The sequence below is a fragment of the Paraburkholderia sp. genome (assembly GCF_004298475.1).
Classification (GTDB): domain Bacteria; phylum Pseudomonadota; class Gammaproteobacteria; order Burkholderiales; family Burkholderiaceae; genus Paraburkholderia; species Paraburkholderia denitrificans.
In genome coordinates this window covers 126,139-152,023 of the sequence record NZ_SCRP01000012.1, presented here as the reverse complement: position 1 = coordinate 152,023, position 25,885 = coordinate 126,139, and the positions used below count along the sequence as shown (strand labels likewise).

General features: G+C 66.7%; 16 protein-coding genes. 4 read left to right on the top strand and 12 right to left on the bottom strand.

Annotated elements, in window-relative coordinates:
• Window positions 1-48: 48 nt before the first annotated feature.
• Window positions 49-513: an RbsD/FucU domain-containing protein gene (locus EPN59_RS07660; RefSeq protein WP_293036405.1), complete on the bottom strand. Its 465-nt coding sequence runs from the start codon at window positions 511-513 to the stop codon at window positions 49-51.
• Window positions 514-779: 266 nt separating this feature from the next.
• Here EPN59_RS07660 and EPN59_RS07655 point away from each other — a divergent pair, with 266 nt between their 5' ends.
• Entirely contained in the window at window positions 780-2,222 is a 1,443-nt protein-coding gene (locus EPN59_RS07655) for an NAD-dependent succinate-semialdehyde dehydrogenase (RefSeq protein ID WP_293045811.1), read from the top strand.
• 255 nt (window positions 2,223-2,477) lie between these two features.
• Here the strand turns inward: EPN59_RS07655 and EPN59_RS07650 are convergent, their stop codons facing one another.
• The 3 genes from EPN59_RS07650 to EPN59_RS07640 are packed head-to-tail and all read right to left on the bottom strand — an operon-like array spanning window position 2,478 to window position 6,717.
• Complete coding sequence (locus tag EPN59_RS07650; RefSeq protein ID WP_293036402.1) at window positions 2,478-3,968, bottom strand: efflux transporter outer membrane subunit; 1,491 nt, start codon at window positions 3,966-3,968, stop codon at window positions 2,478-2,480.
• 18 nt (window positions 3,969-3,986) lie between these two features.
• The gene (locus tag EPN59_RS07645) at window positions 3,987-5,558 is read right to left on the bottom strand and encodes an MDR family MFS transporter (protein WP_293036400.1); all 1,572 of its coding nucleotides are present in this window, start codon (window positions 5,556-5,558) and stop codon (window positions 3,987-3,989) included.
• 22 nt (window positions 5,559-5,580) lie between these two features.
• Window positions 5,581-6,717 (bottom strand): HlyD family secretion protein, encoded by a 1,137-nt coding sequence (locus EPN59_RS07640; protein ID WP_293036398.1) that lies wholly within the window; start codon window positions 6,715-6,717, stop codon window positions 5,581-5,583.
• A 94-nt stretch (window positions 6,718-6,811) separates the two neighbouring features.
• Between EPN59_RS07640 and EPN59_RS07635 the strand changes: the two genes are divergently transcribed.
• Both EPN59_RS07635 and EPN59_RS07630 read left to right on the top strand, forming a co-directional pair.
• Window positions 6,812-7,525, top strand: coding sequence for a CerR family C-terminal domain-containing protein (locus EPN59_RS07635; protein WP_293036396.1), 714 nt, complete (start codon window positions 6,812-6,814; stop codon window positions 7,523-7,525).
• 68 nt (window positions 7,526-7,593) lie between these two features.
• Entirely contained in the window at window positions 7,594-8,229 is a 636-nt protein-coding gene (locus tag EPN59_RS07630) for a LysE family transporter (protein WP_293036394.1), read from the top strand.
• 81 nt (window positions 8,230-8,310) lie between these two features.
• Here the strand turns inward: EPN59_RS07630 and recD are convergent, their stop codons facing one another.
• The 6 genes from recD to EPN59_RS07605 form a co-directional block, all read right to left on the bottom strand.
• Window positions 8,311-10,536 carry an exodeoxyribonuclease V subunit alpha gene (gene recD, locus EPN59_RS07625; RefSeq protein ID WP_293036392.1) on the bottom strand — a complete coding sequence of 742 codons (2,226 nt, stop codon included), beginning with the start codon at window positions 10,534-10,536 and terminating at the stop codon, window positions 8,311-8,313.
• Window positions 10,533-14,390, bottom strand: coding sequence for an exodeoxyribonuclease V subunit beta (gene recB / locus EPN59_RS07620; RefSeq protein WP_293045808.1), 3,858 nt, complete (start codon window positions 14,388-14,390; stop codon window positions 10,533-10,535). Before recB ends, recD begins: the two co-directional genes overlap by 4 nt.
• On the bottom strand, window positions 14,387-18,028 hold the full coding sequence (gene recC / locus EPN59_RS07615; RefSeq protein WP_293034506.1) for an exodeoxyribonuclease V subunit gamma: 3,642 nt from the start codon (window positions 18,026-18,028) through the stop codon (window positions 14,387-14,389). The genes recB and recC overlap by 4 nt, the downstream gene beginning before the upstream one ends.
• Window positions 18,029-18,246: 218 nt before the next feature.
• Window positions 18,247-19,509, bottom strand: coding sequence for an autotransporter strand-loop-strand O-heptosyltransferase (locus EPN59_RS07610; protein ID WP_293034489.1), 1,263 nt, complete (start codon window positions 19,507-19,509; stop codon window positions 18,247-18,249).
• Between the two features lie 156 nt (window positions 19,510-19,665).
• Window positions 19,666-19,830, bottom strand: a complete 165-nt coding sequence (locus tag EPN59_RS19710; protein WP_363928548.1) for a hypothetical protein — start codon at window positions 19,828-19,830, stop codon at window positions 19,666-19,668.
• A 470-nt stretch (window positions 19,831-20,300) separates the two neighbouring features.
• Entirely contained in the window at window positions 20,301-21,167 is an 867-nt protein-coding gene (locus tag EPN59_RS07605) for a glutamate/aspartate ABC transporter substrate-binding protein (RefSeq protein ID WP_293034507.1), read from the bottom strand.
• A gap of 542 nt (window positions 21,168-21,709) precedes the next feature.
• Here EPN59_RS07605 and EPN59_RS07600 point away from each other — a divergent pair.
• Entirely contained in the window at window positions 21,710-22,255 is a 546-nt protein-coding gene (locus EPN59_RS07600) for a nucleoside 2-deoxyribosyltransferase (protein ID WP_293034490.1), read from the top strand.
• Window positions 22,256-22,280: 25 nt separating this feature from the next.
• Here EPN59_RS07600 and EPN59_RS07595 read toward each other — a convergent pair whose 3' ends face one another.
• Both EPN59_RS07595 and EPN59_RS07590 read right to left on the bottom strand, forming a co-directional pair.
• Window positions 22,281-23,936 (bottom strand): peptidase S1, encoded by a 1,656-nt coding sequence (locus tag EPN59_RS07595; protein WP_293034491.1) that lies wholly within the window; start codon window positions 23,934-23,936, stop codon window positions 22,281-22,283.
• A gap of 149 nt (window positions 23,937-24,085) precedes the next feature.
• A complete protein-coding gene (locus EPN59_RS07590; RefSeq protein ID WP_293034492.1) occupies window positions 24,086-25,684 on the bottom strand; it encodes a S53 family peptidase in 1,599 nt (532 codons plus the stop codon).
• Window positions 25,685-25,885: the final 201 nt, after the last annotated feature.

The following is a 25,885-nucleotide window of genomic DNA, read 5'->3' as shown; positions in this document are numbered from 1 at the left end:
CGGGTGAGGCGCAACGGCGCGCCGCCTCCAGCCCGGTTTCGCGCACGGTTACTGACGTGGCTCGTCCGCTGCCAGCAGCACGCCCTTCTTGAAGACGAAGCAGCCGTAGCCGCGCTGCTCGCCGGTACCAATCACGCAATACGCGCGGCGCGCACGCTCATAGAAAGCAAAACGTTCGAGCGAAGCAAACGGCACCTCGCGTCCCTCGCCCGCATTGACTTCGTTTTGCGCCTCGCGCTGCACGGCGGGAATCGCGCCCGCATCGCCCACCACTTCCATGCGCAGCGCCGGATGATCGACAAACGTGTCGAGCGGCAACACCGAAAGCACCGCGCGCACCGCACGCGGCGCGTCCACGCCGTCGAGCCGCAGCAGCCGGCCAAGCACGCTCTCGCGCGCGAGCGCGTCGGCGGGAAAATTCGCGTCGCAGATCACGACTTCGTCGCCGTGCCCCATCGAAGCCAATGCGTGCAGCACATCGGCATTGAGCAGCGGATCCAGATTCTTCAGCACGGCGCCTCCTCCTTCGGGTTCGATTAACGACGCAGCGCGTGCGCGCCGAAGACATCGTAGCCGGGCGGCGGCGCCGTCACAAGCGGCGGTCCTTGCGCCGTCCGCCACGCCTCAGATGCGCCGCACGCCATGGCAAGCGGCACGTCGCACGCGAAGCGCAATGCGGTGGCACAATGTCCGGTCTGCATCTTCCAGCGGCCCACGCCCACGCAATCGTGCGCGTGCGCACGTCCACTACAACCACTGTCGAAGAGGATTGCCCCATCATGACGTCCAGCGTGAAGCCGTACCCGGATACCCAGATTTATGTCGACGGCGCATGGCGCGGCGGCGACCGCACGATTGCGGTGATCGACCCCGCCACCGAAGCGCAGATCGGCCGCCTGAGCCTTGCGAGCGAACAAGACCTCTCCGATGCCGCCGAAGCTGCCGCACGCGCGTTTCGCGACTGGCGCAAGGTTTCGCCGCTCGAACGCAGCAAGCTCATGCGCCGCGCCGCACAGTTGCTGCGCGAGCGCGCCGACGATGTCGCCGCGGTCATGACGCGCGAGCAAGGCAAACCGCTCGCCGAAGCAAAAGCAGAAACGCTCGCGGGCGCCGACGTCATCGACTGGTTCGCCGAAGAAGGCCGCCGCGCCTATGGCCGCGTGATTCCGTCGCGCGCCGATGCGGTTCGCCAGATCGTCACGCGCGAGCCGGTCGGCCCGGTTGCAGCTTTCACGCCGTGGAATTTCCCGCTCAATCAGGCGGTGCGCAAGGTGTCGGCGGCGCTCGCTTCGGGTTGCACCGTCGTGCTGAAGGGGCCGGAAGAAACGCCCGCGAGCTGTGCCGCGCTCGTGCAGGTGTTCATCGATGCGGGGCTGCCCGCTGGCGCGCTGAATCTCGTATACGGCGTGCCTGCCGAAGTGTCGTCGTATCTGATCGCGCATCCGGCGATCCGCAAGATCTCGTTCACGGGTTCGACGCCGGTCGGCAAGCTGCTCGCGGCGAAAGCCGGCGAACATATGAAGCGCGTCACGATGGAACTGGGCGGACATGCGCCCGCCATCGTGTTCGCGGACGCCGACGTGCCGCGCGCGGCCAAACTGCTCGCGCTCGCGAAGATCCGCAACGCGGGCCAGGTCTGCATTTCGCCCACGCGCTTCATGGTGCAGGACGCGGCATACGACGAGTTCGTCGAGCATTTCGTCGCGACGCTCCGCTCGATCAAGGTCGGCAACGGCCTCGAAGAAGGCGTGCAGATGGGTCCGCTCGCCAACGACCGCCGTCTCGCCGCAATGGAACGTTTCGTCGCCGATGCGCGCGACCATGGGGCAAAGGTGCTGACCGGCGGCGAGCGCATCGGCCGCGAAGGCTATTTCTTCGCGCCGACCGTGCTGACCGATGTGCCGCTTTCGGCCAGCATCATGAACGAAGAACCGTTCGGCCCGCTCGCGCCCGTCTCGCGATTCTCGACCTATGAAGACGCCATGACCGAGGCGAACCGCCTGCCGTGGGGCCTTGCCTCGTACGCGTATACGCGTTCGAGTGCGACGTCCGCCGCCCTTTCCGAGGACATCGAGGCGGGCATGCTGTCGATCAACCACCACGGCCTCGCGCTGCCCGAAACGCCGTTTGGCGGCGTAAAGGAATCCGGCTACGGTTCGGAAGGCGGCACCGAAGCGATGGAGGCGTACCTGGTCACGAAGTTCGTCTCCGAGCATCGTTGATCGTGGGTTGATCGTGGATTAATCACCCAGTGCGCTGCTCCGGGTGTGCATACGCACGGAGCAGCGCGGCGCCTGCGTCCGGGCGTCAAACCTCGGGATAGGCACGAGGGTATTGCGCAAGCCCATTCGCCAGTTGCACCCATGCGAGCTTCTGTGACACCCACGTATGATGCGCGGGCGGAGCGTCTTCAGGCCGGTCGAGACTGCCCGTCGTCACGTCGATTTCATTCCCGCGCGGATACGAAACCGCGCGCCCTAACTTTGTGTCGCCGGTTTCCAGCCGAGTCCCAAACTCTTCTGCAGCGCAACGAAATCCTTGAGCAGTTCCGCCTGGCCTGAGATCACGTTCTGCTGTGCAGCAAATTCGGCGCGCTGCGTATCGAGCAGATCGACAAGGCTCGACGCGCCCGCGCGATAGCGCTCGCGCATCAATGTCGCCGAGCGCTGCGCCGACGCCTGCACTTTTTGCAGCGTCACCAGATGCTCGCGCTGATAACCATAGCGCGAGAGCGCGCCATTCGCATCCTGCAGCGCACCCAGCACGGCCTTTTCGTAGCGCGCTCCGGCTTCGTCGCGCGCGGCCTCGGCGCCGTGCACCGCGCCAAGCGTCCGGCCAAAATCGAGCACGTTCCATTGCAGATAAGGCACGCCCACCCAGCTGAAATTGCTTTTACGCACCAGATGACCGGGATTGGCCGCCGTGAATCCGAGATCGCCGAAGAGCGTGAGCTTCGGCAGGAAGTCGGCGATGTGCTCGCCGATCTGCGCGTTGCTCGATGCGAGACGGCGCTCCGCCGCGCGAATGTCGGGCCGTTGCGCGATCAACCTTGCCGGATCGCCAACGGGCACGGACGCGGGCAGCGCGGGCAACGGCTGCATCGCAGCGAGTTCCGCGTCGAGCGCACCAGGCGCTTTGCCGGTCAGCACCGCAAGCTGGTCGAGCGAAATTTCCACCTCGGCGGCGAGCGGCGTGAGCGTCGAACGCGTGCTCTCCACCTGCGTCGTCAGCCGCTCGACGTCGACTTCCGCCGCCGTGCCGCCTGCGCGGCGTTCCTCGGTCAAGGTCAGCATCTGCCGTTGCAGGTCCGCCGTGTGCTGTGCAATCGCGAGGCGCTGCTGCTCGTCGCGCAAGTCGATATACGCCTGCGCGACCTCCGCCGCGAGCGACACCTGTGCATCGGCGAGTTCAGCATTGACCGCATCCGCTTCGTCGCTCGCGGCTTCCACAGCACGCCGCGTGCCGCCGAACAGATCGATCTCCCACGACGCGTCGAAATTCGCCGTGTAGAACTGCAGCGGACCGCGCCCGCTTGAGCTACTTTGGCCACCCGACCCGCCCTGCGACTGCGACGAAGCAAACGCGCTCAGATCCGGCTCGCGCATGCGCACGGCCGCCGCGGATGCAGAGACCTTCGGCAACTCCGCTGCGCGCTGCTGCTGCAACTGCGCACGCGACTCGCGCAAGCGTGCCCCGGCCATCCGCAGATCGGGGTTGTGCGCGAGCGCAGCGGCAATCAGCGCGTTCAGTTGCGCATCGTTCAGCGCCAGCCACCAGTCGTTCGGTGCAGGCACGCTCGCCATGCCTTTCGCGGGCGTACGCACGAATACGGCCGCACCCACGGAATCGGCGGCCACGGCGGGCGCCCCGCGGTAATCCGGGCCAACCGTGCAGGCAGCGAGCGCACACGCGGCTGCGACCAGGGTCAGCGACGCGAATGGGAGACGAAAAAAGCGAAAGGCCGTCATGAGCAAAAAAGTTGAACCTCAATGGCCCGCAGACGACGCCTTCGCGCCGGGCTGCGGTTTCTTGAGCAAAAGCGCGAGGGGCACGCAGGCGGCGAGCGCGATGCCGAGCACCCAGAATGTCTCGGAATACGTGATCACCATCGATTGCTGCTGGATCTGCGCGGCGATCTGACCGAGCGAGCGCAGTTGCGAATACGCCATGTCGCCGGTCTGCGCGAACCAATACGCAGCACCGGAAGCAACACGCTCCTGCCCGATCAGCGAATTCGCGCTGATCGATTCGCGCAGCATCGCGGTATGGAACGTCTCGCGGCGGTCGATCAGCGTGCCGATGATCGCGAGCCCCACCGATCCGCCCAGATTGCGCGCCATGTTGTAAAGACCCGCGGCGTCGCCGGATTCCTCGCGCGCGACGGCGGCCATCGACGCCTGATTGAGCGGCATCATCGCCAGCACCTGCGCGGTGCCGCGAACGAGCTGCGACCAGACGAAATCGTGGCCGACGCTCTGCGCAGTCAGTGAAATATCGAGCATGCAGCTCAGCGTGAACAGCAGCAATCCGCTTACCACGAGCACGCGAAAATCCATCTTGCCGAGCACGCGCGGCAGAATCGGCATCATGAGAAACGCGGGCAAGCCGGAAAGCAGCATGATCGAGCCCGACTGCTGCGCGTTGTAGCCCGCGACGAGGCTCAGGAACTGCGGCAGCAGATACGAAATGCCATACAGCCCCGCGCCCACCGCGAACACGATGACGATCACGCTCGCATAGCGCGGGTTGCGCATGAGCGACAGGCGCAGAATCGGCTTCTTCGCCGTGATCTGCGAGAGCGCGATCAACGCCATGCCCGCGAGCGAGACCCAGGTGAGCGCAACGATCATGCTCGACTCGAACCACCGTTCGCGCTGGCCCTCTTCGAGCACGACAGTCAGCGAACTGAGTCCTGCGGCAAGGCCCGCGATCCCGAGCCAGTCGGCCTTGAAAAACGCCTCCCAGTGCGGGCGGTCGGGCGCGAGGCCCACCACGAGCAGCGTGATCAGCGCCAGACACACCGGCAGGTTGATGAAGAAGCACCAGCTCCAGCTGATGTTCTCCGCGAGCCAGCCGCCCACGACCGGTCCAAGCAACGGCCCGAGCAGCACGATCAGGCCGAATACGGTCATGCCGACCGGCAATTGCGACAGCGGCAACCGGGTGCGGATGATGGTCTGCCCGGTCGGGATCATCGCGCCGCCCGTGAAGCCCTGGCCGATGCGCCCGACGATCATCACGGGCAGCGTGTGCGACCAGCCGCACATCATCGAAAACCCGATGAAAAGCGCCGAATTCGTCAGCAGAAAATTGCGCAGTCCAAAGACGCGCGTGAGCCACGCCGCGAGCGGGATCATCACGATCTCGGACATCAGGTAGCCCGTGGAAATCCACGTGCCTTCGGTGCCGGTCGCACCGATCTCACCCTGGATCTGCGGCAACGCCGAGTTCGTGATCGAGATGTCGAGCGTGGCCATCAGCGCGCCGAGCGCACCGGCGGCAACGGCAATCCAGTCCGCCGTGCTCGCGCGCGGCGCGGGCGGTACGGATTCGCTCATGGCCGCGTCACGGACGGCCGCGTCAGCCACGGTGATTCTCGGCTTCGATGCGGCGCTCGTCGTCGCGTGCCGAACGCGTATCCACGTCGACGGTCACCGACATGCCCGGCAGCAGCACACTGCGCGTTTGCGGGCCGGTATCGAGACGGATGCGCACCGGCACGCGCTGCACGATCTTCGTGAAGTTGCCCGTGGCGTTTTCGGGCGGCAGCAGCGCGAACTGCGCGCCCGTGCCCGGCGAGAAGCTGTCCACGACGCCATGCAACGTATGCCCCGGCAGCGCGTCGACCGAAAGCTCGACGGGCTGGCCCACGCGCATGCGGCCGATCTGCGTTTCCTTGAAATTCGCTTCCAGATAAGTGCTTTGCACGGGCACGACGGTCAGCATGCGCGTGCCGGGCTGCACGTACTGGCCAACGCGCACCGTGCGATCACCCACGCGTCCCGCAAGCGCGCTCCTGACCACCGTGTTGTCCAGATCGAGCTGTGCCTGCGCCGCATTCGCGCGCGCGGCTTCGAGTTGCGCGCGGGCCTGGGCAAGCTGCGCGGTAAGCGCGGTAATCTGCGCACGCGCGGCTTCGACAGCGGCCGAATCGGCGGCCAGCGTGGCCGCGGCTTCATCGCGCGTGCTCGTGAGTCCGGCCAGGCGTTCGGTGGTTTCCGCGCCGGCCGCGGCAAGCGGCGCGTAGCGCGCTACCTCGTCGCGCGCATGGCGCAGGCTCACACGCGCGACGTCCTGCTGCGCCTGCGTCTGCGCGATGTTCGCGCGCTGCTGGGCGATCTGCGCCTGTGCATGCTCGATGTCGGCGACGCGCGCGTCGACAGTCGCGCGGGCTTGATCGAGCGCCACCTGATACTGGCGCGCATCGAGCTTCACGAGCGGATCGCCCGCCTTCACCGCCTGGTTGTCGGCGACATAGACGTCGGTCACGTAGCCGCTCACCTTCGGCGCGACCGTCACGCTATCGGCTTGCAGATAGGCGTCGTCGGTCGATTCGATGAAGCGGCCCACCCTCCACCAGTGCCCGCCCCAGACCGCCCCGGCCACCACCACGGCCAGCAAGGTTCCGATCAGAAAATTCCGTTTCGTGCCGCGTCGCGCCGACGCGTTGCCCGCGTCCGCTGCATCGCGTGCGGGCACGCCTGCTGTCGTTGACATGTCTTCCGTCTCAATTTTTCCGGTTGGCGGAATTATTCCAATTGGGAAAATTGTGTCAAGTGATATATTTCCGGGCTGCCAGGCAAGGAGACCCATGAGCGAAAGCAAACGACTGCGCCGCCCGACCGCCGGAGGCTATGCACGCGGCGACGAAACCCGGCGCAAGATCATTGAGGCCGCAATCATCCTGTTCGGCCAGCACGGCTTCGAAGGCGCGTCCACGCGCGAGATCGCCGCGCATGCGGGCGTCAACGCGCCCGCGCTGCAGTACTACTTCGAGAACAAGGAAGGGCTCTACCGCGCGTGCGCCGAGTCGCTCGCGGACGAATCGTGGGAGGCTTTCGAGCCCGCCGTGATGCGCGGCCGCGAAGCGCTGGCGAGCAACGCCGGCGCCGACGCGCTCATCGAAGCCTTCATCGGCATCCAGATGGTCGTCGCGGATCGCACGTTCGTGAAGCACCGCGAACCCGACGCACGGCTCTTCTTCGCACGCGAACAAGGCGGCGGCGAACCCGAGATCGGCTCGCAGGTGCTGCGCGAGCGCGTGCGCGATCCGCTCAACGCGGTCAATGTCGCGCTCCTTGCGCGCATTACCGGCGTGCCTGCCGATGACCCGCTTACCGTCGTGCGCATGTTCAGCCTGTACGGGCAGTTTCTGCTGTTCCACGTTGCGCGGCGCTCGACGCTCGCGCTGCTGCAGTGGGACGATATCGACGCGGAAAAAGCCGAGTTCGTGAAAACGAACATCCGCGAGCAGACGCGCGTGCTGCTCGCGCACTGGAGCCGCGAACGTCTGCGAGCATCTTGATCCAGCGTGACATTTGCTCCTATTTGTCGTGCTACCGTAGCCAGTTCCTCTCTCACGAAGGCCCTGTCATGACTCCGTTCGCCGCCGTCGTCAGCATCCTCGCCGCCATTCTGCTGGGCGCCATGAGCCCCGGCCCGAGCTTCGTGCTCGTCGCCCGCAGTTCAATCGCCCTGTCGCGCCGCGATGGGGTCGCCACCGCGCTCGGCATGGGCGCAGGAGCGATCTGCTTCGCGGGCGTCGCGCTCGCCGGGCTCTATACCGTGCTCTCTACGGTCGAATGGCTCTACATGGGGCTCAAGATCGCGGGCGGCGCCTATCTGCTCTATATCGCCTCGCGGATCTGGCGCGGTGCGAGTCAACCGTTCACGGTGGGCAGCGCCAAAACCGCCGCCAGCCGCCCCGGCAAATCGTTCTGGGTGGGCCTCACCACGCAGTTGAGCAATCCGAAGACGGCCATTGCCTACGGCAGCATCTTCGTGGCGCTTCTGCCGCAGCATCCGCCGGTGTGGTGCTACTTCGCGCTGCCGCCGTTCGTCTTCATCATCGAAACCGGGTGGTACACGGTGGTTGCGCTCTGCTTTTCGAGCCAGCGGCCGCGCGAACTCTATCTGCGCGCGCGGCGCTGGATCGACCGCACCGCAGCCGTCGCCATCGGCGCGCTCGGTTTGCGTCTGATCCTGACCGCTGGTCAGCGGGGACTCTGAGTCGCGCCAGAAAAAAGGGCGGGCCGCGCTCGCGGCTCGCCCCTTTTTATCGCTCGCAGCCAAGCGCCACATCACTCCGCGTCAGGCCGCATCCGCATCGTCGCCAAGGCCCGCCATCAGGCCGCTCGCGCGCTGCACCCGGGAGACCACCGCGCGGTCGAGCACAGGCCGTCCCTCCGGTACCGCAAGCGTCAGAAACTCGCGCGCACGCGTGATGCCGGTGTACACAAGTTCACGCGTGAGAACAGGGCTATAGGTATCCGGCAGCACGAGTGCGGCGTGGGTGAATTCGGAACCCTGCGACTTGTGCACGGTGAGCGCGAACACGGTCTCGACGCTTTGCAGGCGGCTCGGCGACACCCACTTCACACCGCGCGATCCATCCATGGCGGGGAACGCCACGCGCAGCACGGCCGGCTCGCCGTCGCGCACGGGCAAGGCCAGCGCGATGCCGATATCGCCGTTCATCAACCCGAGTTCGTGGTCGTTGTGCGTGACGAGCACGGGCCGCCCCGCATACCAGTCGCCGCGCGGATCGATCAGCGCGCTTTCGTGCAGCAGCCGCGCCACGCGCTGGTTCAATCCTTCGACGCCCCACGGGCCGCGCCGCAGCGCGCACAGCAGCTGAAACTCGCCATGCGCCTTCAGCACCGCAGCGGCCCATTGCGCGAGCGCTTCAGGCGATGCGCCAGGCTCGGGCCGCAGCGCACGCATCGTCTCCAGATAGTGCCGATAGCCGTGACGGCTCACAGCCGCGCCCTTGCTGGCGCACACAACGTCCGTATTGCCCGTATTACCCGCGCGTCCCTCGACGATCAGCGCGCACAGCGGCGCGTCGTCCGCCGTCGAACACGCAACGCGCGCGAGATCGGCAAAACCGCGCGCCCAGATCTTCGCGACGCCCGCCGCATCGCCCGTATTGACCAGTTCGGCAAGCGCGCCGATGCCGCTATCGGCTGCAAAGCGATGACTCTCGCGCAGCATCGCGACCGCCTGATCAAGCGGCGTGCCGTGCGCGTCGAGCATCGCAGCGTCGATGCGCTCGCCCGTCGCCGCTTCGAGCCACGCGCGCGTGGCCTCCGTATAGTGGCCTTCGCGCGCGCGCTCGCACAGTTCGCCGAGCACCGCGCCCGCCTCCACCGAAGCAAGCTGGTCCTTGTCGCCGAGCAGGATGAGGCGCGCCGTGGACGGCAGCGCATCGAGCACCGCGGCCATCATCTCCAGATCGACCATCGACGCCTCGTCGATCACGAGCACGTCGACGGGCAGCGGATTGGCCGCGTCATGGCGAAAGCGCCGGCTGCCGGGCCGCGTGCCCAGCACGCGATGCAGCGTCGTCACGACCGTGGGAATCGCGGCGCGCAGCGCTTCGCCGTTCGGCAAAGCGTCGAACGGCAAGCGCTTCACCGCGCCCGCAATCGATTCGTTGAGCCGCGCCGCCGCCTTGCCGGTCGGTGCGGCAAGACGGATACGCAGGGGCCGTGCGCCGCGCGTGCCCGCTTGTCCGAGCGCGAGCGTCTGCAAGAGCGCCAGCAGTTTGACGACAGTCGTCGTCTTGCCGGTGCCGGGCCCGCCCGTGACGATGCTGAATGCGCTGCGCGCCGCCAGCGCGCAGGCGAGTTTTTGCCAGTCCGCACGCGGCGGCTGGCCCGCGTCGCTTACGCGCGCGGGAAACAGTGCGTCGAGCGCACGGCGCGCCGCGTCAGCGGGCAACGCAGCCTCGATTTGCGCGCGGCGCGCAAGCCGCCGCTCGATGCCCGCGCGCACGTCCTGTTCGTATTGCCAGTAGCGCCGCAGATAAAGCCGCCCGCCCGCGAGCACGAGCGGCGTATTACCGGCCTCGATGCCCACCATCTCAGGCGCGTCGAGCGCCGCGCGCCACTGCGCGAGCGTCACGCCCGCGAGCACTTCGGCAGGCGGTTGAACCGGTTCGGCAACGGGCCGTTGCGGGCCGTCGGGCGGCAACGAGAGCGCGAACGCGGGATCGTCGAGCGTGGCCCGAAGGTCGAGGCAGACGTGACCGCGCCCAAGCTGATGGCTCGCCAGCGCGGCGGCGAGCAGCAAGAGCGGCGCGGCCTGCGGCGTTTCGGTCCAGAGAAAGCGCGCGAACGCGGCATCGAGCGTGCGCAGCCAGCCACGCTCGACCCAGCGGTCGAGCACGGCGAGCATCTGCTGTGCCGATTCGCGCGCGCGCGGCGTCCTGCCCGCATCCTGTCGCGGCGTGTCTTGCGCCGCCGCTTCGAGCTCCTGTTGCGCGAACAGATCGCCGGTCACGCCGATCATGTCCTGCGTGCGTCGCTTCGTCATGCCATGCCCTCTGCCGCTTCGTGACGCGCGAACAGCGCATCGATTCGTTCGATCAGTTCGCGTGGCGGACGCTCGATATGCAGCCCCTGGCCAGGCGCACGTCCGCCGCGCAGGAAGATATAGACGGCGCCGCCCACGTGAAGGTCGTAGTCGTAGTCCGGCAAGCGCGCCTTGAGCAGCCGATGCAGCGCGAACAGATACAGCACGTACTGCAGTTCGTAGCGGGAATGCAGGATCTGCGCGCGCATTTTTGCGGCCGTGTATGAAGCATCGTCGGGCCCGAGCCAGTTCGATTTGTAATCGGCCACGTAGTAGCGGCCTTCATGTTCGAACACGAGATCCATGAAGCCCTTGAGCATGCCGTTCAGACGCGTGGCGTCGAGCGCGGGACGCGCCTCGCCGTCGAGCGTCATCGACGTGACGAGCGCATCGAGTTCGAGCGTATCGACCGCGTGCGCCGTCACCCAGAACTCCATTTCCGCCATATATGAGGCAAGCTTCGCGAACACGGCCGGCGACACCGTTTCGCCCTCCACGGGCGGCAGCCTCAATGGCGTCTTCACGAGATGCAGCAGCCATTCGGTGAGCGGCTCAACCCAGCGCGACCAGCCGCGCACGTTGCAGCGCCGCGCCACCCTATCGCGCACGCTTTCGGCATCCTGGGCAATCTTGTCGAAGCCCTCATTGGCCGCCCATTCCATCAGGTCGTGCAGGAAAGTGCCCGCGTCCGCGCCGCGCTCGAAGCCGTGCATGGTGTCGCCCGCCAGCGCGACAGCCTGCGCTTCGTCCGCTTCGTCGGCTTCGTCTGCTTCTTCTTGCAGCGGCGTGGTCGCGTCGAGCAATTCGAGGAACACGTCCTCGCCGCGCGTATCCGGCGCGGCGCGCGCGCCATCCGGATCGGGCGCGGCGATGCCGCCCGGCGCAGCCTCGACCGTCTTCAGACTCGAATAGCTCGCGACCCACCAGCGCTCGCGCTCGCGATACGCCATCGTGCGCGCATGGCCTCGCGCGGCGCGCGGCCCGCGCATCGCAAACAGCTCGCGGCCGGGTTCGGGCGCGGGCGCAATATCGATGTCGGTCGAGTCGCCGCGCAGCGCTTCGAGGCACGCTTCGGACTGGTCTGCCGGAAGCGGCTCGCCGCCGCTCATGAGGTAGCCGAACGCGCTCGATTCGACGCCCTGCAGCGGTGCGTAGCCCACCCATGTCGCGTAACGCGCACGCGTGAGCGCGACGTAGAGCTTGCGCAGGTCTTCGCCGAGCCGTTCGCGGTCCGCCTGCTGAAGCTCGCTGCCGCGCGCTTCGAGCGTGATCCGCAGTTCGCCCTGCGCGTCATGCCATTTGAGCGGCACTTCGTCGGGTTTGACCGCGCGATACGCGCAGGCGAACGGCAGGAACACGAGCGGATATTCGAGCCCCTTCGACTTGTGGATCGTGACCACCTGCACGAGCGCCGCATCGCTTTCGAGGCGCAATTGCCGCGCGTCGCCGCCACCGCCCGCGCTCTCGTCCTCGCGTTGTTCGTCGAGGTAACGGATCAGCGCGTGCTCGCCCTCAAGCTGCGTGCTGGCCTGTTGCAGCAGTTCGGCCAGATGCAGCAGGTTCGTGAGCGCGCGTTCGCCGTTGACGCTCACGCCCGCCGGCTCGCCGAGCAGCCGCTGCGGCACGTGAAAGTCGTTGAGCAGGCGCCGCAGCATCGGCAGCACGCCCTTCTTGCGCCAGCAATCGCGATAGCCGCGAAATTGCAGCACGCGCGCTTCCCATGCGAGTTCGTCGTGACCCAGCGCGTCGAGTTCGCTCCAGCCGAGCCCGAGCGTCGATGTCGCGAGCGCTGTTCGCACGCGACGTCCATCGTCGGGTTCCGCACAGGCGGCGAGCCAGTAGCGCAGTTCCTCGGCCTGCGGCGTGAGGTACACGGAATCGCGATCGGAGAGGTAGACGCTGCGCACGCCGCGTGCGCGCAGCGCCTGGCGGATCGCGCTTGCCTCCTCGCGATTGTTCACAAGCACGGCCATATCGGAGGGCTTCAATGCACGCAGGCCGTGCTCGCTTTCGAAGCCTGCCGCGTGCGACTCGCCGAGGTTCATGAGCCGCACCATCTCGGTCGCGCAGCTCGCGGCCATGCTCACGAGGTACGACGCCTTGCTGGACGGCGGCTTGCCGTCAACGCCTGGCGGCAGCCACCAGACGTTGAGCGCAGGCACCGCTGCGCCTTGCGCGACGAGTTTTTCGGCGCGGCCATGCGCTTCAGCACGTATGAACGGAAGCGCATTCGCCTCGCCGTCGTTACTGCGGAACAGGAAAGCGCCGTTGCCTTCGGCACGCGATTCCGCCGCGTCGAAGCAGCGGTTGACGGCCGCCACCATCGCGCGCGTGGAGCGATAGTTCGTCTTCAGCGTATAAAGCCGCCCTTCGCACGCCTGCCGGGCACGCAGATACGTGAAGATATCCGCGCCGCGAAAGGCGTAGATGGCCTGCTTCGGGTCGCCGATCAAGACGATTGCCGTATCGGCGACGTTCTCGGCAATGCGGTAGATCCGGTCGAAAATCTGGTACTGAACCGGGTCCGTGTCCTGAAACTCGTCGATCAGCGCCACCGGATACTGCTTGCGGATGATCGCCGCAAGACGCTCGCCGTTTTCCTTCTTGAGTGCCGCAAGCAGGCGCGTAAGAAGGTCGTCGAAACCCATCTGCGAGCGGCGCGCCTCCTCGTCTTCGAAGCGCCGCGCAATCCAGCGCGCCGCGTGGCACAGCAGCGCCTGGCGCGCGTTCGGCCGCGCGGCAAGCTTGTCGCGCAACGTCTCCATCGCCACGAATGCCGGATGCTCGGGCGGCTCGCTGCCGGGCTGCCAGATCTCCTGGAGTCCGGCGGGCGTAAGACGCGTCCAGACCGCAGCCTTTTCATCAAACGCGGGCTGCACGAGTTCGGGGTCGTGCGCCCACGCGCGCAGCTTGTCGATCCACGTATCGCAGTTGCGCGTGTTGAGCTTCCTGGCGTCGAACTGCTTCCTGGCGCGCGCGGCGTCGAGCAGCGCCTTTACGTCGTCGATCCAGCCGCGCCACGGCGCCTTGAGCGCTTCGAGTTGCTCGCGCGCCTGCGTGCGCGCGGCAAGCAGCGAGGCAGCCGGCTCGCTTGCGTCGGGCAGCAGGTCCGCATGCGCGAGCAGGCCGAAGATGGCCTTGCGCAGTTCGTCGGGATGGCGGAACCAGGCGCGCACTTCCTGGGCCGATTGCACGTCGAGCGGCGCCATGTAGGTGCGCCAGTAATCGCGCACGACTTCCGCGCGCAGCTCCGACTGGTCGGTGACGAGCGTCTGCGAAAAAAGGCTGTCGCTGTCGAATGCGTGCTCGCTGAGCATGCGATTGCACCAGCCGTGGATCGTCGAAACCGCGGCTTCGTCCATCCACTCCGCGGCGAGTTGGAGTCGCCGCGCGCAGGCAGGCCACGCTGCGGGATCGTAGTCCGCACGCAGTGCGTGCAGCAGATCACCGTCCGCTTCGTTGGCGAACACGTCGTCGGGATCGGCGCGGAACGCTTCGGCCGCTTCGATCAGCCGCGCGCGGATACGCTCGCGCAGTTCCTTGGTCGCGGCATCCGTGAACGTGACGACGAGGATTTCCGGCGGCGTAAGCGGCCGCGCGCATTCACCCTGCCCGGCCTGCTCATCATGTGCCTCATGCGCCTCATGCGCTTCATGGTCGTTTGCCGCACCATGGCCCAGCACGAGCCGCACATACAGCATCGCGATGGTGAAGGTTTTGCCCGTGCCCGCGCTCGCCTCGATCAGGCGGCTGCCGTACAGCGGAAAGCGCAGCGGCTCCAGCACGTGGGCCGTAACGTCGTGCGCCTGGGTCATGCGGTGTCTCCGGCAGCAGAAGTGGTAACAGCGGCATCGCGCGGCGCTCGCGATGCGGCCAGCGGGGCGCGCTGCACGGGCAGCAGCAGCCGCGTTGAAAGCGTGATGAATGCGTCGTCAACGACCAGCGCGTCGAAATCGGCGAACGCGCGGCGCAGCCAGGGGTTCGTCTCGCACTCGCCGGGGGAACGCACGTTGCCCTCGAAGGTTGCGCGCGCATCCTCCCACGCCTCGGCGGGCACGCTTGCCCGGCTGCCGTCGAACGCGTCCGGCAGGCGGCGCAGCCACGCGAACGCCGTCTTCACCGCAAGCGGCAGCGGCCTGCGCAAGCCCGCGTCCCACGCGCCGAGCAGCGCAATCAGATAGTCGCGCGCGACCTCCGGCGCGACGGGCGAAAACTCCGCCACGCCCGCCTTGCTGACGATCACCGTCGTCACCTCGCCCGCCGCCAGTTGCGCCGCAACGTGCGCGACCCAGTAGGCCGCCAGCCGTTCGCCGCGATATTTGTTCGCCTTGACGAGCGTGCCTGCGTCGAGAATCACGCGGCCACGCGTTCCGTCCGGGCCCGCGCGCAGATCGTCGATCCAGTCGTCGATCGTCAGCGTGCGCCCGTCGACGGACGCTTCAAGACGAATTTCGTATTGATGTTCGAGCGGTTCCGGCCAGCGCGCGAGCGCCTTGCGCCAGGCGGCGAACAGATCGCCCATCGGCGCGAGCAGTTCCTGGCCGATCACTTCGCCAAAGCCGCCCGCCGCCAGATCCCCGCTGCGATGCATCCGTTCGAGCCGCTCGAGCGCCACGCGTTCGAGGTCGTCGTCGCCGCGCTCCATCGCAGCCGCCTGCGCACGAATCAGTTCGCTCTGGAGTTGCCACGCCTGCAGCGTGTCCACTTCGAACGGCTCCTGATTCTCGCTTGCCGCATCTTCGGCTTCGAACGCGACGCGCAAACGCTGCTGGAAAAAGCTGCGCACCGGGTCGCGCAGGAACGCCGCGAGTTCGGCGATCGAAAGCGGTTCGTCGCGTTCGGGCGGCGGCAGCGCCGCCGCATGCGCCGCAGCGTCCGGCACCGGCGCGGGGCGGCTCCATTCGTGCGAATAGGTATAGAGCGGCGAGGCGTCCGGCTGCGCGGGAAAGTAGTCGGCGCTGAAGGGCTGCAGGCGATGCTCGATCGTCAGCGCATCGAGTAGTGAATCGGGCAATGCGTCCGGCGCTTCCGGCGTTTCCGGCGCTTCCTCATCGCCTTCGAGCCGCCAGCCCGTTTTCAGGTGATCGCGCAACTGTCCCACCAGCACCGAAGGCGGCCTCGGCGTGTTGTCGGTCACGCTGCGGCCAATCCACGAAATGTGCAGATGGTCGCGCGCGGAGAGCAGCGCTTCGAGAAACAGATAGCGGTCGTCCTCGCGCCGCGAGCGGTCGCCGGGCCGGTAATCGCGGCGCATCAGGTCGAAGTCGAGCGGCACGCGATTGCGCGGATAGTCGCCGTCGTTCATGCCGAGCAGGCACACGCGGCGGAACGGAATCGCGCGCATCGGCATCAGCGTCGCGAAGGTCACCGCGCCCGCGAAAAAGCGCTGCTGCAAACCGCCGCCCGCCAGTTCTTCAAGCCAGTTTTCGGCGACGATCGCCAGCGGCAGCGTGTCCGCGAGCCGCGCTTCGGCACAGGCTTCGCGCCATGTTTCGAGCGCGCCGTCGAGGCGTTCGAGCGTGTAGGCGTCTTCGGGGTCGTCGGTGGCGAAGAACGTCGCTTTCAGCGCGCGCAGCCGCTCGCACCAGACTTCGACCGTCGCCGGTTCGCGCAGCGTTTGCCACGTCGAATCGAGCGCATCCACGAGGCGCGTCAGCGGCCCGAGCAGCGCGGCATCGAGGCCGCCGATGTCGGCGTACGGCTCGATTCCGCGCCACGCACTCGCGCTGTCGCCCGCCGCATAGCCGAGCAACATGCGCCGCAGCCCGAAGGCCCAGCTGTTCGGCGCGTTCATCTCGTCGGCCTGCGGCAAGCCGAGGCTCGCGCGCTGCGTGGCATGCAGGCCCCAGCGGATATTCGCGCCGTCGATCCAGTTGCGCAGTGTCGGCACGTCCTCGGCGTCGATGCCGAAGCGCCCACGCACGGCGGGCACTTCCAGCAGGTCGAGCACGTCGCTCACGCTCACGCGCGACTGCGGCAGCGCGAGCAGCATCTCCAGCGCGCCGACGAGCGGATCGAACGTGCGCTGCGTGCGGTCCGCGACGCTGAACGGGATGTAGCGCGGATCGTCCGCGTCGAGCAGGCCGAACACGGCCTGGATGTGCGGCGTATAGACCTCGATGTCCGGCACCATCACGATCACGTCGCGCGGCCGCAAGGCGGGATCGGCGGCAAACGCCGCCAGCAGCCGGTCGTGCAGGATCTCCACCTCGCGCTGCGCGCTGTGGGCGACATGAAAGCGGATCGATTCGTCCGTGTGCGGATCGACGGCGGGCCATTGCTCGCGCGTTTCGTGCAGCGGGCGCAACTCGCGGATATCGTCCTGAAGCTGTTGCAGCAGCGTGTGCGCCTCGGCGCCGTCGAACAGATCGATGCGCTGGCCGATGCGCGTGAAATGCGGCGCGTAGCTCGCGCGCGCTTCGTCGCTGTCGTATTCGTCGAGCAGGCCGATGAAGTCGCGCCCCTGCTTGCCCCACGCCGCCAGCAGCGGCTGCGCATGGAGGTGCAGCAGCGAATCGTCGAGCGCCGCGGGCGCGCCTGCGCGGCGGCGCTGCCGCGCGTGCCGCGCGCGCAGCAGATCCTGGTCGGCGACGATATCGGCCCAGTAATGCATGCACGGGTTGTGAACGCACAGGAGCACCTGGGTCCAGCGCGCGAGTGCCGCGAGCACTTCCACCGACTGGCGCGGCAAGCTCGATACGCCGAACACGACGATGCGGCGCGGCAGCGCCTTCGGCCTTGTGCTGCTGCCGTTGCCGCTGCCGTCGTCACCATCGCGCCAGCTTTCCGCGCAACGCATGAACGCCGCATGGACCGCCGCGCGGCCCGTCTGCCGCAGATCGATGCCTTCTTGCGCATCGTCGCCCACGTCGTCGAGCAGCGCGCGCCAGAGCGCGGCCTGCCAGCGTGCGTCGGCGGGCAGCGGCGCGCGCTGGTTGCGGGCGTCGATCACCACATCGTCGTGCGCGGCCCATGCAGCGAGCCAGTCCGCGCGATACACCTGGTACTGGTCGAACAGATCGGCCACGCGCTGCGCGAGCTGGAAACGCTTGCGCCGATCGTCGTCCTGCGCCATGAAGCGCTTGAGCGGCTCGTAGCCGGGCGTATCGAGCAATGCGGGCAGCATGCGCATCAGCCGCCACGTGAGCCGCGATTTGTCGAACGGCGAAACGGCCGGCACCGCCTCCGGGCCCAGCACCGCGCGATAGACCTGCCAGAGAAAACGCGACGGCAGCGACATTTCGAACGCCGCCGCCACGCCGCAGCCACCTTCCTCCGGGTCCGCCGCGAATGCGAGCTTGAGCCACTGCGCGATGCCGTTGCTCTGCACGAGCATCACTTCTTTTTCGAGTGGAGCGACCGGATTCTGGCTGATCCATTGCACGATCAGGTCGCGTAGCCGTTCAGGCTGATTGCCGTGAACGAGCATGAGCCCCGTGGGCAGTTCGCGCACGCTCAAGCGAGGCTCCTTCGCGGCGCCATTGCGCGCGATGCGGGAATGGAAAGGGTGAAATGTGCGGCCATGTCGCGAGGTCGTAGTCCGGTACGAATGCAAAGCGGGCCGGCAATCCGGCCCGTCGCGACAGTTTACGACATCGGCGGCGCGTATGAGCCTGCGTCGCGACCGGCGCGTACGAGGCGCCTGTCGTGCGGCAGATGCTTTTTGTACCGCTAGCGCAGGCCGGTCACGACGAGCGGATCGATCACACGCATGACGTGCTCGGGCGTGATCGCCGAGGTGCACTGGTAGCGGCCCGATTCTTCATCGGCATGGCGCGGGCACCAGTTGAAGTCGGCCCGGTCGAATTCGACCGTCGTGTCGTTGTAGCAGCTATTGCACGCGTTGAAATTAATCACGCGCCACGGCGTGCTGAATTCGCTCTTCGGGTGCGCATAGCCGCTGATCAGCACGACCGGCGTTCTGACCGCCCACGCAAGCCAGGAAAGACCACTGCCGAGCCCGATGAAGAAGTCGGCGTGGGAGAGCAGGCTCGCGCGCTCCTGCAACGGGCGCTCGCCGGTGAAGTCCTCGACGCCCGCGGGCATCTTGTTCAGCGCGCCGGGCACGCCGTACTCGCGATCACGGTCGATGCACAGCACGCGATAGCCGCACGCCCGCAGATGCGCGACGAGCGCGGTCCAGCCGCGTGGATTGTTCCAGTACTGGCATTGCGCCGAAGCCTGTGTGGCGATGCACACGTAGCGTTCGCGGATGGTGCGCTCGCTGCTCGCGACCACGACATTCGGGCGCCGCTCGATCGCGGGGACGCCGAGCATGTACGACGCGAAGTCCTGGCGGCTGCTCACGCGCACATCGGTTGGCTGAAGATCGCGGTCCGCATACGGCAGGAAGCAGTTGAGCCGGTACGACGCATAGAAGTTCTCGCCTTCGAGTTCGGCCTCGCCTGCCGCGCTGTCCACGAACTGCAGCGCCGGATAGCCTTCCTCGAACAGCGCGCGAAGCCCCGGCTTGAGCCGCACGGTCACCGTGCATTCGTGCTGCTGCCGGAACGCCTCGACCGAGGGCATCCAGGCAATCGCGTCGCCGAGCGCACCCGAGCCGATCTCGATCATCACATGCCGCCACGTCGCGTCGTAGGCATGGGAGAACACGAGGCGCGCACCGTCGAACACGTCGAACTGGAAGCGCACGAAGTACTTGCGGCGGCTCGCTGCAATCTCGCCCGCACCGAGCGTTTCGTCGTAGACAATGCTGTTCGTGTCGAGGTCGCGCATGCGCACGCGCCATCCCGCCACGGGCACCTGCACGCGGCAGCCGTGGTTGAAGTCGTAGCGCACGCCCTCCCGGCCCATCAGCGCCGGGATATCGGAACGCGTGAACGAAGCCGCGTAGCCGCCAGGCTGCGCGCTCGCGCGCGCGGCTCGGGGCATCGCTGCCGGTGAATCGATCAGTATCTGGGCGGGCGTAATCATCGTGCGGGACTCGTCATCGGCGGAGGACTGGCCGATGCGACCCTGCCGCACCGGCATGGCGCCGTGAACGCGAACATGAACCCGTACAAAACACGAACATGCAGCGGCGCCGCCTGGGATGATAGTCCGCCGCGCAAAACCGTACTGCTACGCACGTCAATAATTTGTCAAATAGTGCCCGACAAAAAAACGCTCCGGATGCCTCGCCCGCTCAGGCCAGCGCCGCCGCCGCGAACGTGCCGGGATCTGTCGCCGGATCGCGCAGTCGCCGATCGCGAAGATATCGGGGTCCGATGTGCGCGCATCGGCATCGATCTGCACGCCGTTCGCGCAGACAATACCGGCCGCTTGCGCAAGCGCCACTCGGCATCACGCCGATGCCGACGAGCGCCACCGTCGCCGGTACGACCTCGCCCGATGCCAGCCTGACACCGCCCAGTCTGCCGCCCAGCCTCGCGCCGGGTGCGCCCGGTACTCCCGGTGCGCCGGCTATCCCCTGCGCGCCCTCGGCGACGAAAGATTCGATCTTCGCGTCAAGGCGCCGATCGGCCCGATCCGCCCTTCGAAACCGTATTGCCGCAGGAGCGCGGCGGCATTGCCGCCCGCATGCCCCGCACCGACTATCGCCACCGTGCCGTCCGATCCTTCCATGCCCGCCCCCGAGTGTTGTTCGCTGCACGCATGAGTCGCGGCCATTCATGAATGCGCCGCAACGCTCGCCGCCCGGTTCTGTGCAGCGCATGCGGCGCAGAACCGGGCAAGCGATCATCTCATGCTTCAGGAACGGGAATTTAATCGAACGGCTTATCGTTCGGCGCTGCAAAGAGCGCATGTAATTGCGGACTCATCGGGAATGCGAAATTAATGCCTTTCGGCGGAACCGGCTTCTCGAACCAGCGCGTATACATCGCATCGATTTCACCGCTCTTCATGATCGAGGTCATCGTGTCGTTCACGAGTTGCCGGAACGCGGGGTCGCCGTTGCGCATCATGAAGCCGTAGGCCTCCGACGATTGCGGCGTGCCCACGATCACCCAGTCGGACGGATTGGCCGTGAGCGAGCGCGTGCCCGCCAGCAGCACGTCGTCCATCATGTAAGCCACCGCGCGCCCCGATTCGAGCGCGACGCGCCCCTCGCCGTAATCCTTCGCGCTGATGATCCGCATGTTCATCTGCTTTTCCTCGTTCATGCGGCGCAGGATGCGCTCGGACGTCGTGCCCTGGTTGGTCAGCACGGTCTTGCCCGCGAGATCCTTGAAGTCGTGGATGCCCGAGTCCTTGCGCGTGAGCAGACGCGTGGTCGCAATGAAGAACGTCACGGAAAACGCCACCTGGGTCTGACGCTCCTTGAGGTTCGTCGTGACGCCGCATTCCAGATCGACGGTGCCGTTCTGCACGAGCGGAATGCGGTTCTGCGAGGTGACGGGGATGAAGCGCACCTTCAGGTTCGGGCGATTCGTCTTCGCCTTCACCGCGTCGATCACCTTGTTGCAGATGTCCTGCGAAAACCCGATGACCGTGCCGTCCGCGTCCATGTACGAAAACGGCACCGATGTCTCGCGATAGCCGATCGCAATAAGGTTCGCCGACTGGATTTTTGCCAGCGTCGGCTGCGCAACCTGCGCGTCGGCGGACTGGGTCAGCAGAAGACCCGGCATGGCAATCGAGCAGGCGAGCGCCAGCAGCCTTGGTCGTTTCATTGCCTCGTGCCTCCTTCTCGTGATACCGGACGATACCGGACTGCCCGCAAGCGGGCGGCACATTGTACGAAACACCGGCCAAATAAGGTACTGAGCGCAAAATGACGACCGGTTCCGGGTAAAGCTAAACGACAGCATAGAACGAAGCGGTCTCGCGCAGAAGGTGAATCGAAAGATTACACACGCCGAAAACCGTACTCCGGAACAGATCCGGATTTTGCCGATCGGCCTTCGATTAGCCGTTTGCAAAGGTGCGCATGATCTCCGCCTGCTTCGGATACGCGCAGCCCGCAGCGCTTCTGCGAGTCCGGGCACGCAAATCGCAACGTCACCGCTGCTTTGCCCGGGCCGATGCGTTTGGGGGATGAACAACAGTAGCGACTTACGACATTCGTTGACATCCATTCGTATGCCGATTCACACGAAGCGCGAGTGGGCGGCGGGCGGGCTAGAATCGCCGCGTCGGCTCCCGCCGTGCCATGCAATTCGAGGACACCGCCATGACTCACAGCCTGTCGCCCCGCCCGCCGCGCGTCTATCTCGCGGGCTTCGACGTGTTCCGCCGCGACGCGCGCGCATTCGGCGAGCGCCTGCGCGCCGCGTGCGCCGAATACGGCTTCGAAGGCGTCTATCCGCTCGACGCCGAAGCGCCAGCCGGCCTCGAAGGCCCGCGCAAGGCCGCCTGGATCTATCGGTCCAACATCGACGCGATCCGCTCAGCCGACATCGTCATGGCCAATGTCGATGATTTTCGCGGTCCGGGCGAACCCGATTCCGGCACCGCGTTCGAAATCGGCTTTGCAGCCGCACTCGGCAAGGAAGTCTGGGCCTATACGACCGATGCGGGCACGCTGGCCGAGCGCGTGCCGTCGCAGCCCGGCGCGCAAGGGCGCGAATGCGCGCGCGGGTTTCTCGTCGAGGATTTCGGACTCCAGAAAAATCTGATGATCGCGTGCGCCGCGCGCATCGTGAACGGCGACGCGCGTGCGTGCCTCGCCGCCATGGCGCAGGAACGCGAATGCGCAGAGGCGGCGAGCGAGCGTTAGGGCCTGTTCACATGAATAACGGGCCCTAATGATGCATCGTGCTCATGCGCTGCAGGGCGCGAATGCGCGCAACCGCGTGCGTGTCCGCCACCGCGCTCTGATACAGCTTCGCGAGGTCGCTCTTGAGCGCGGTGCGTGACGCATTGTCGAGATACACCATGTGCCCCGAGGGGTAAAAACGCGCGCTGAGATTGTTGCGCACGCTCTGGTCGGCGAGCGGCATCTTCTGCAGATCGACGACGGTCTGATAGAACGGCGTTACGAAGTCGTAGTAGCCGTTCGCCGAAAGCACGCGCAGATCCGGGTTCAGCGCCATCACAGCCGCAAGATCGCCCGCCGTGTAGAGCACGATGTTGCCCTGCGCGTCGATGCCCTTTTGCGCGCCGGTCGGGTCGATATGGCTGAAATTCCAGTTGCGGAAGGCCTGATCGTTGAGGTCCGTGAACGACGAATTCGAACGGAATTTCAGTTGCTCGTTCAGGTAGCTGTTCCACATCGCCGTATAGACGCCGGTTACGGCGGTCATGGTCGGGTCGTTGCCGCCGGAATTCGGATCGATCTTGCCCGCGATGCCGGTATCGATGGCCGTCACGCGGCCGTCGTAAGCGCCGAGCGCCACGCCCTTGTCCTTGAGCAGCGTCGTGAGGAAAAGCGCATTGCCGCGGCTGTCGTAGGCCGCGATATCGAGGCTCCAGGACGCGAGCGCGAGCGTATCGATGCCCGTGTACTGCGAGAGCGTCTTGAGCGTCGCCTCGATGGCCGGGTCCTTCGCATCGGGAAACGTTGCGAGCGCGGCGCGGTAATCCGTGCGCGCGAACTGCGCGACCTGCGCGACAAACGCCTGAAGATCCTTCGGCTTCGGCGTCACGCCCACGCGGTCGTGGTACCACGCATCGGCGGCGGCCGTGGGCAGCGCGCCCATCGGGTCGCCGCTTTGCGTGTAGTCGAGAATCGACGACTGAAGCGTGATGCCGTTGAGGTCCACGCCGTCCTCATGCAGCCGGTACGCGAGCACGCAACTGCGCGCCGTGCCGTACGACTCGCCGTAAAGAAACTTCGGCGAATTCCAGCGGTCGTTTGCCGTGAGATAGCGCTTGATGAATTGCTTGAGCGAATCCGCGTCCTGATCGACGCCCCAGAAGTCGCGGTTGTGATGCGGCGCGACCGCCGACGAATACCCCGTGCCCACCGGATTGACGAACACGAGATCGCTCTTGTCGAGCAGGCTGTCCGGGTTGTCTTCGAGCGTATAGGGCGCGGGCGGCGTGAAACCCGGCATGGACGTCCTGATGCGCTTCGGCGCATACGAGCCGAGCAGCACGAACACCGCCGACGAACCCGGCCCGCCGTTGTAGAAGAACGTGACGGGCCGCTCCTGCGCCTGCGCGCCGTCCTTCGTGAACGCCACGTAGAAGATCTTCGCGTTCGGTTGCGAGCTGACCGGATCGACGGTCACGAGATGCCCTGCCGTCGCCGTGTACGCAATCGCCTCGCTGCCGATCTGCGTCGCGTGATGCGTGATCGCGGCGTTTTCGGTCGTGTCGGTGACGAAGTCGTCCGGGCCGTTGCCGTAGGCGGTAGGATCGAAGCACGGCTGATCCGCCATGCTGCGATGCTTGCCGTTGCCGCCTGAGGCGTGACGCTTGCCGTTGCCATGCGTGGATCGAACCGGTTCGTTCATGTCGTCTCCTGGCTTATCGTGGCTTATCCTGGCTTGCAATGCGAGTGTGACGTCTTCGACGTCCTTCCACTATCCGCGCTATCCGCATCGACTGCGTTGAGGGCGTTGAACGCATTGAACGCGTTGGCCGCGCACGATGCCGCCTCGTGCTACGCCGACGCAAGCACCGCCGCCACTTTCGCGCCCACCGGCGTGCCGAGCCCCGAGCACGCGTCCCAGCCGGGCGCCGCCGCATAGTCGCCGTTGTTGCCGCTCGTGATGTCGTTGAACGCTGCGCGCTGCGCGTAGAGCAGCGCATTCACGAAACCCACGGGCTTGCCGCGCGCGGCGTTGATGCGCGCGATCAGCGCCGCCCACAGCGGCGCGACCGCACTGGTGCCGCCCACCACGGTGTCCGTGCCGTCGATGTGCACGACATAGCCCGTGGCCGGATCGGCGTCGGCGGACACATCGGGCACGCCGCGCCGCGCGAGCGCACTCGCGCCGCCATGGGTGCTCACGACGGACAGCCCCTTCTGCCACGCGGGCAGCGCGAACGTCGCACTCACGCCGCCGCCCGACGCGCCCTCGTTGCCGCTGTCCCACACCGTTTCGCGCACGATCTGCCCATTCGATGCCGTCATGCTCGTTCCGCCGCAGCCGAGCGCATACGGGCTCGACGCGGGGAAGTCCACGTGATCGGCGCCATCGCCCACGCCGTCCGACGAGCCGCTGTCGCCCGACGCCGCGCACACGGTCACGCCGAGCGCCACGGCCGATTGCAGCGCGTCGTCGAGCGCGGCGAGCGTCTGCTGCGACCACGCCGATTCGGGCGCGCCCCAGCTGATCGAAATGACCGAGGGCTTGCGCACGCTGTCGTGCAGCGCGGCGCTCACGGCATCGACGAAACCCGCCTCGCTGTTCGGCGCGAAGTACACGGCGATCAGCGCGCCGGGCGCGAGCGCGCCCGCGATCTCGACGTCGAGCTCGACTTCGCCATCGGCGCCGTTCGGGTCGCCGGTCGGCGCGTTCTCAGCCTGATCGACCAAGACGGATTCCACCTTCGGCAAAGCCACGCCGAGCGCAGTGAAATACGCTTGCAGATCCGCATCGCGATAGCCGCCGCCCATCTCGATCAACGCAATGCATTGGCCGCTGCCGTCACCGGACGGGAAGCCGTAGAGCTGCGCGAGCTGCGGCGGCGTGAACGATGCGCTCACGGCGCGCGCGGGGCGAATCGGCGGGCTGAATGCCGGATGAGGCGTGGGGTTCAGACGAAAGTGCGGCCGCGCTTTCGCGCGGTTGTCGAAGCCGAGCACGGCGGTAACGACTTCGTGCACGTCCTCGGGCAGATGTACCGGGCCGCCCGGCTGATGAAAGTGATAGGTGGACTGACCCACCTGGTGCTCGAAGCGCTGCAGATCGATGCCGAAGGCGGCGTTGTACTGCTGCACCGTGCCGGACAACACGACGCGGCGTGCCGCCAGATCCGAGCGCACGAGCGTGAGCCCATTGGATGCCGCAAAACGTTCGACGCGCCGCACGTCATCGGCAGACGCGCCGAAGCGCTGTTCGTACGCCTCGCGCGAGACCGGCTCGGCCGTCGCATCGCCAGCCTCGATCCGCTCGACCAGATCGCGAAAAGCCGCGCTGTCCTGGCGCCGCAGGATCACGACGATTTCGAAACGTTCCGTGGGATCGCACGCCCCCACGCACTTGATGTCAGCCGGTGCCGGATGGCTGCTGCCTGCCAGAGGACGCCTCATCATGGCCTTTCTCCTCGCTCTAGCGCGCCTCTTGGGCGTTGGATACGCAACAGTTTGCCGGATTTCCGGATTGCACACTCGCTGGCAGCCGCGCGCCGTGCAAGCGCCCAGATCGAAGCGGTGGGAAGCGGTGGCCAGCAAGCAGTATTCCCAGAGTCGGAGCTCCAGTGTGCGCTGCCGCCGTTCAGCGCGCTTGAAGGGAGC

Excerpts from the sequence above, each read along its gene's own strand:
- EPN59_RS07655 (WP_293045811.1), top strand. The coding sequence starts at position 780 with ATGACGTCCAGCGTGAAGCCGTACCCGGATACCCAGATTTATGTCGAC.
- EPN59_RS07650 (WP_293036402.1), bottom strand. The coding sequence starts at position 3,968 with ATGACGGCCTTTCGCTTTTTTCGTCTCCCATTCGCGTCGCTGACCCTG.
- EPN59_RS07645 (WP_293036400.1), bottom strand. The coding sequence starts at position 5,558 with ATGAGCGAATCCGTACCGCCCGCGCCGCGCGCGAGCACGGCGGACTGG.
- EPN59_RS07640 (WP_293036398.1), bottom strand. The coding sequence starts at position 6,717 with ATGTCAACGACAGCAGGCGTGCCCGCACGCGATGCAGCGGACGCGGGC.
- EPN59_RS07635 (WP_293036396.1), top strand. The coding sequence starts at position 6,812 with ATGAGCGAAAGCAAACGACTGCGCCGCCCGACCGCCGGAGGCTATGCA.
- EPN59_RS07630 (WP_293036394.1), top strand. The coding sequence starts at position 7,594 with ATGACTCCGTTCGCCGCCGTCGTCAGCATCCTCGCCGCCATTCTGCTG.
- recD (WP_293036392.1), bottom strand. The coding sequence starts at position 10,536 with ATGACGAAGCGACGCACGCAGGACATGATCGGCGTGACCGGCGATCTG.
- recB (WP_293045808.1), bottom strand. The coding sequence starts at position 14,390 with ATGACCCAGGCGCACGACGTTACGGCCCACGTGCTGGAGCCGCTGCGC.
- EPN59_RS07610 (WP_293034489.1), bottom strand. The coding sequence starts at position 19,509 with ATGATTACGCCCGCCCAGATACTGATCGATTCACCGGCAGCGATGCCC.
- EPN59_RS07605 (WP_293034507.1), bottom strand. The coding sequence starts at position 21,167 with ATGCCGGGTCTTCTGCTGACCCAGTCCGCCGACGCGCAGGTTGCGCAG.
- EPN59_RS07600 (WP_293034490.1), top strand. The coding sequence starts at position 21,710 with ATGACTCACAGCCTGTCGCCCCGCCCGCCGCGCGTCTATCTCGCGGGC.
- EPN59_RS07595 (WP_293034491.1), bottom strand. The coding sequence starts at position 23,936 with ATGAACGAACCGGTTCGATCCACGCATGGCAACGGCAAGCGTCACGCC.
- EPN59_RS07590 (WP_293034492.1), bottom strand. The coding sequence starts at position 25,684 with ATGATGAGGCGTCCTCTGGCAGGCAGCAGCCATCCGGCACCGGCTGAC.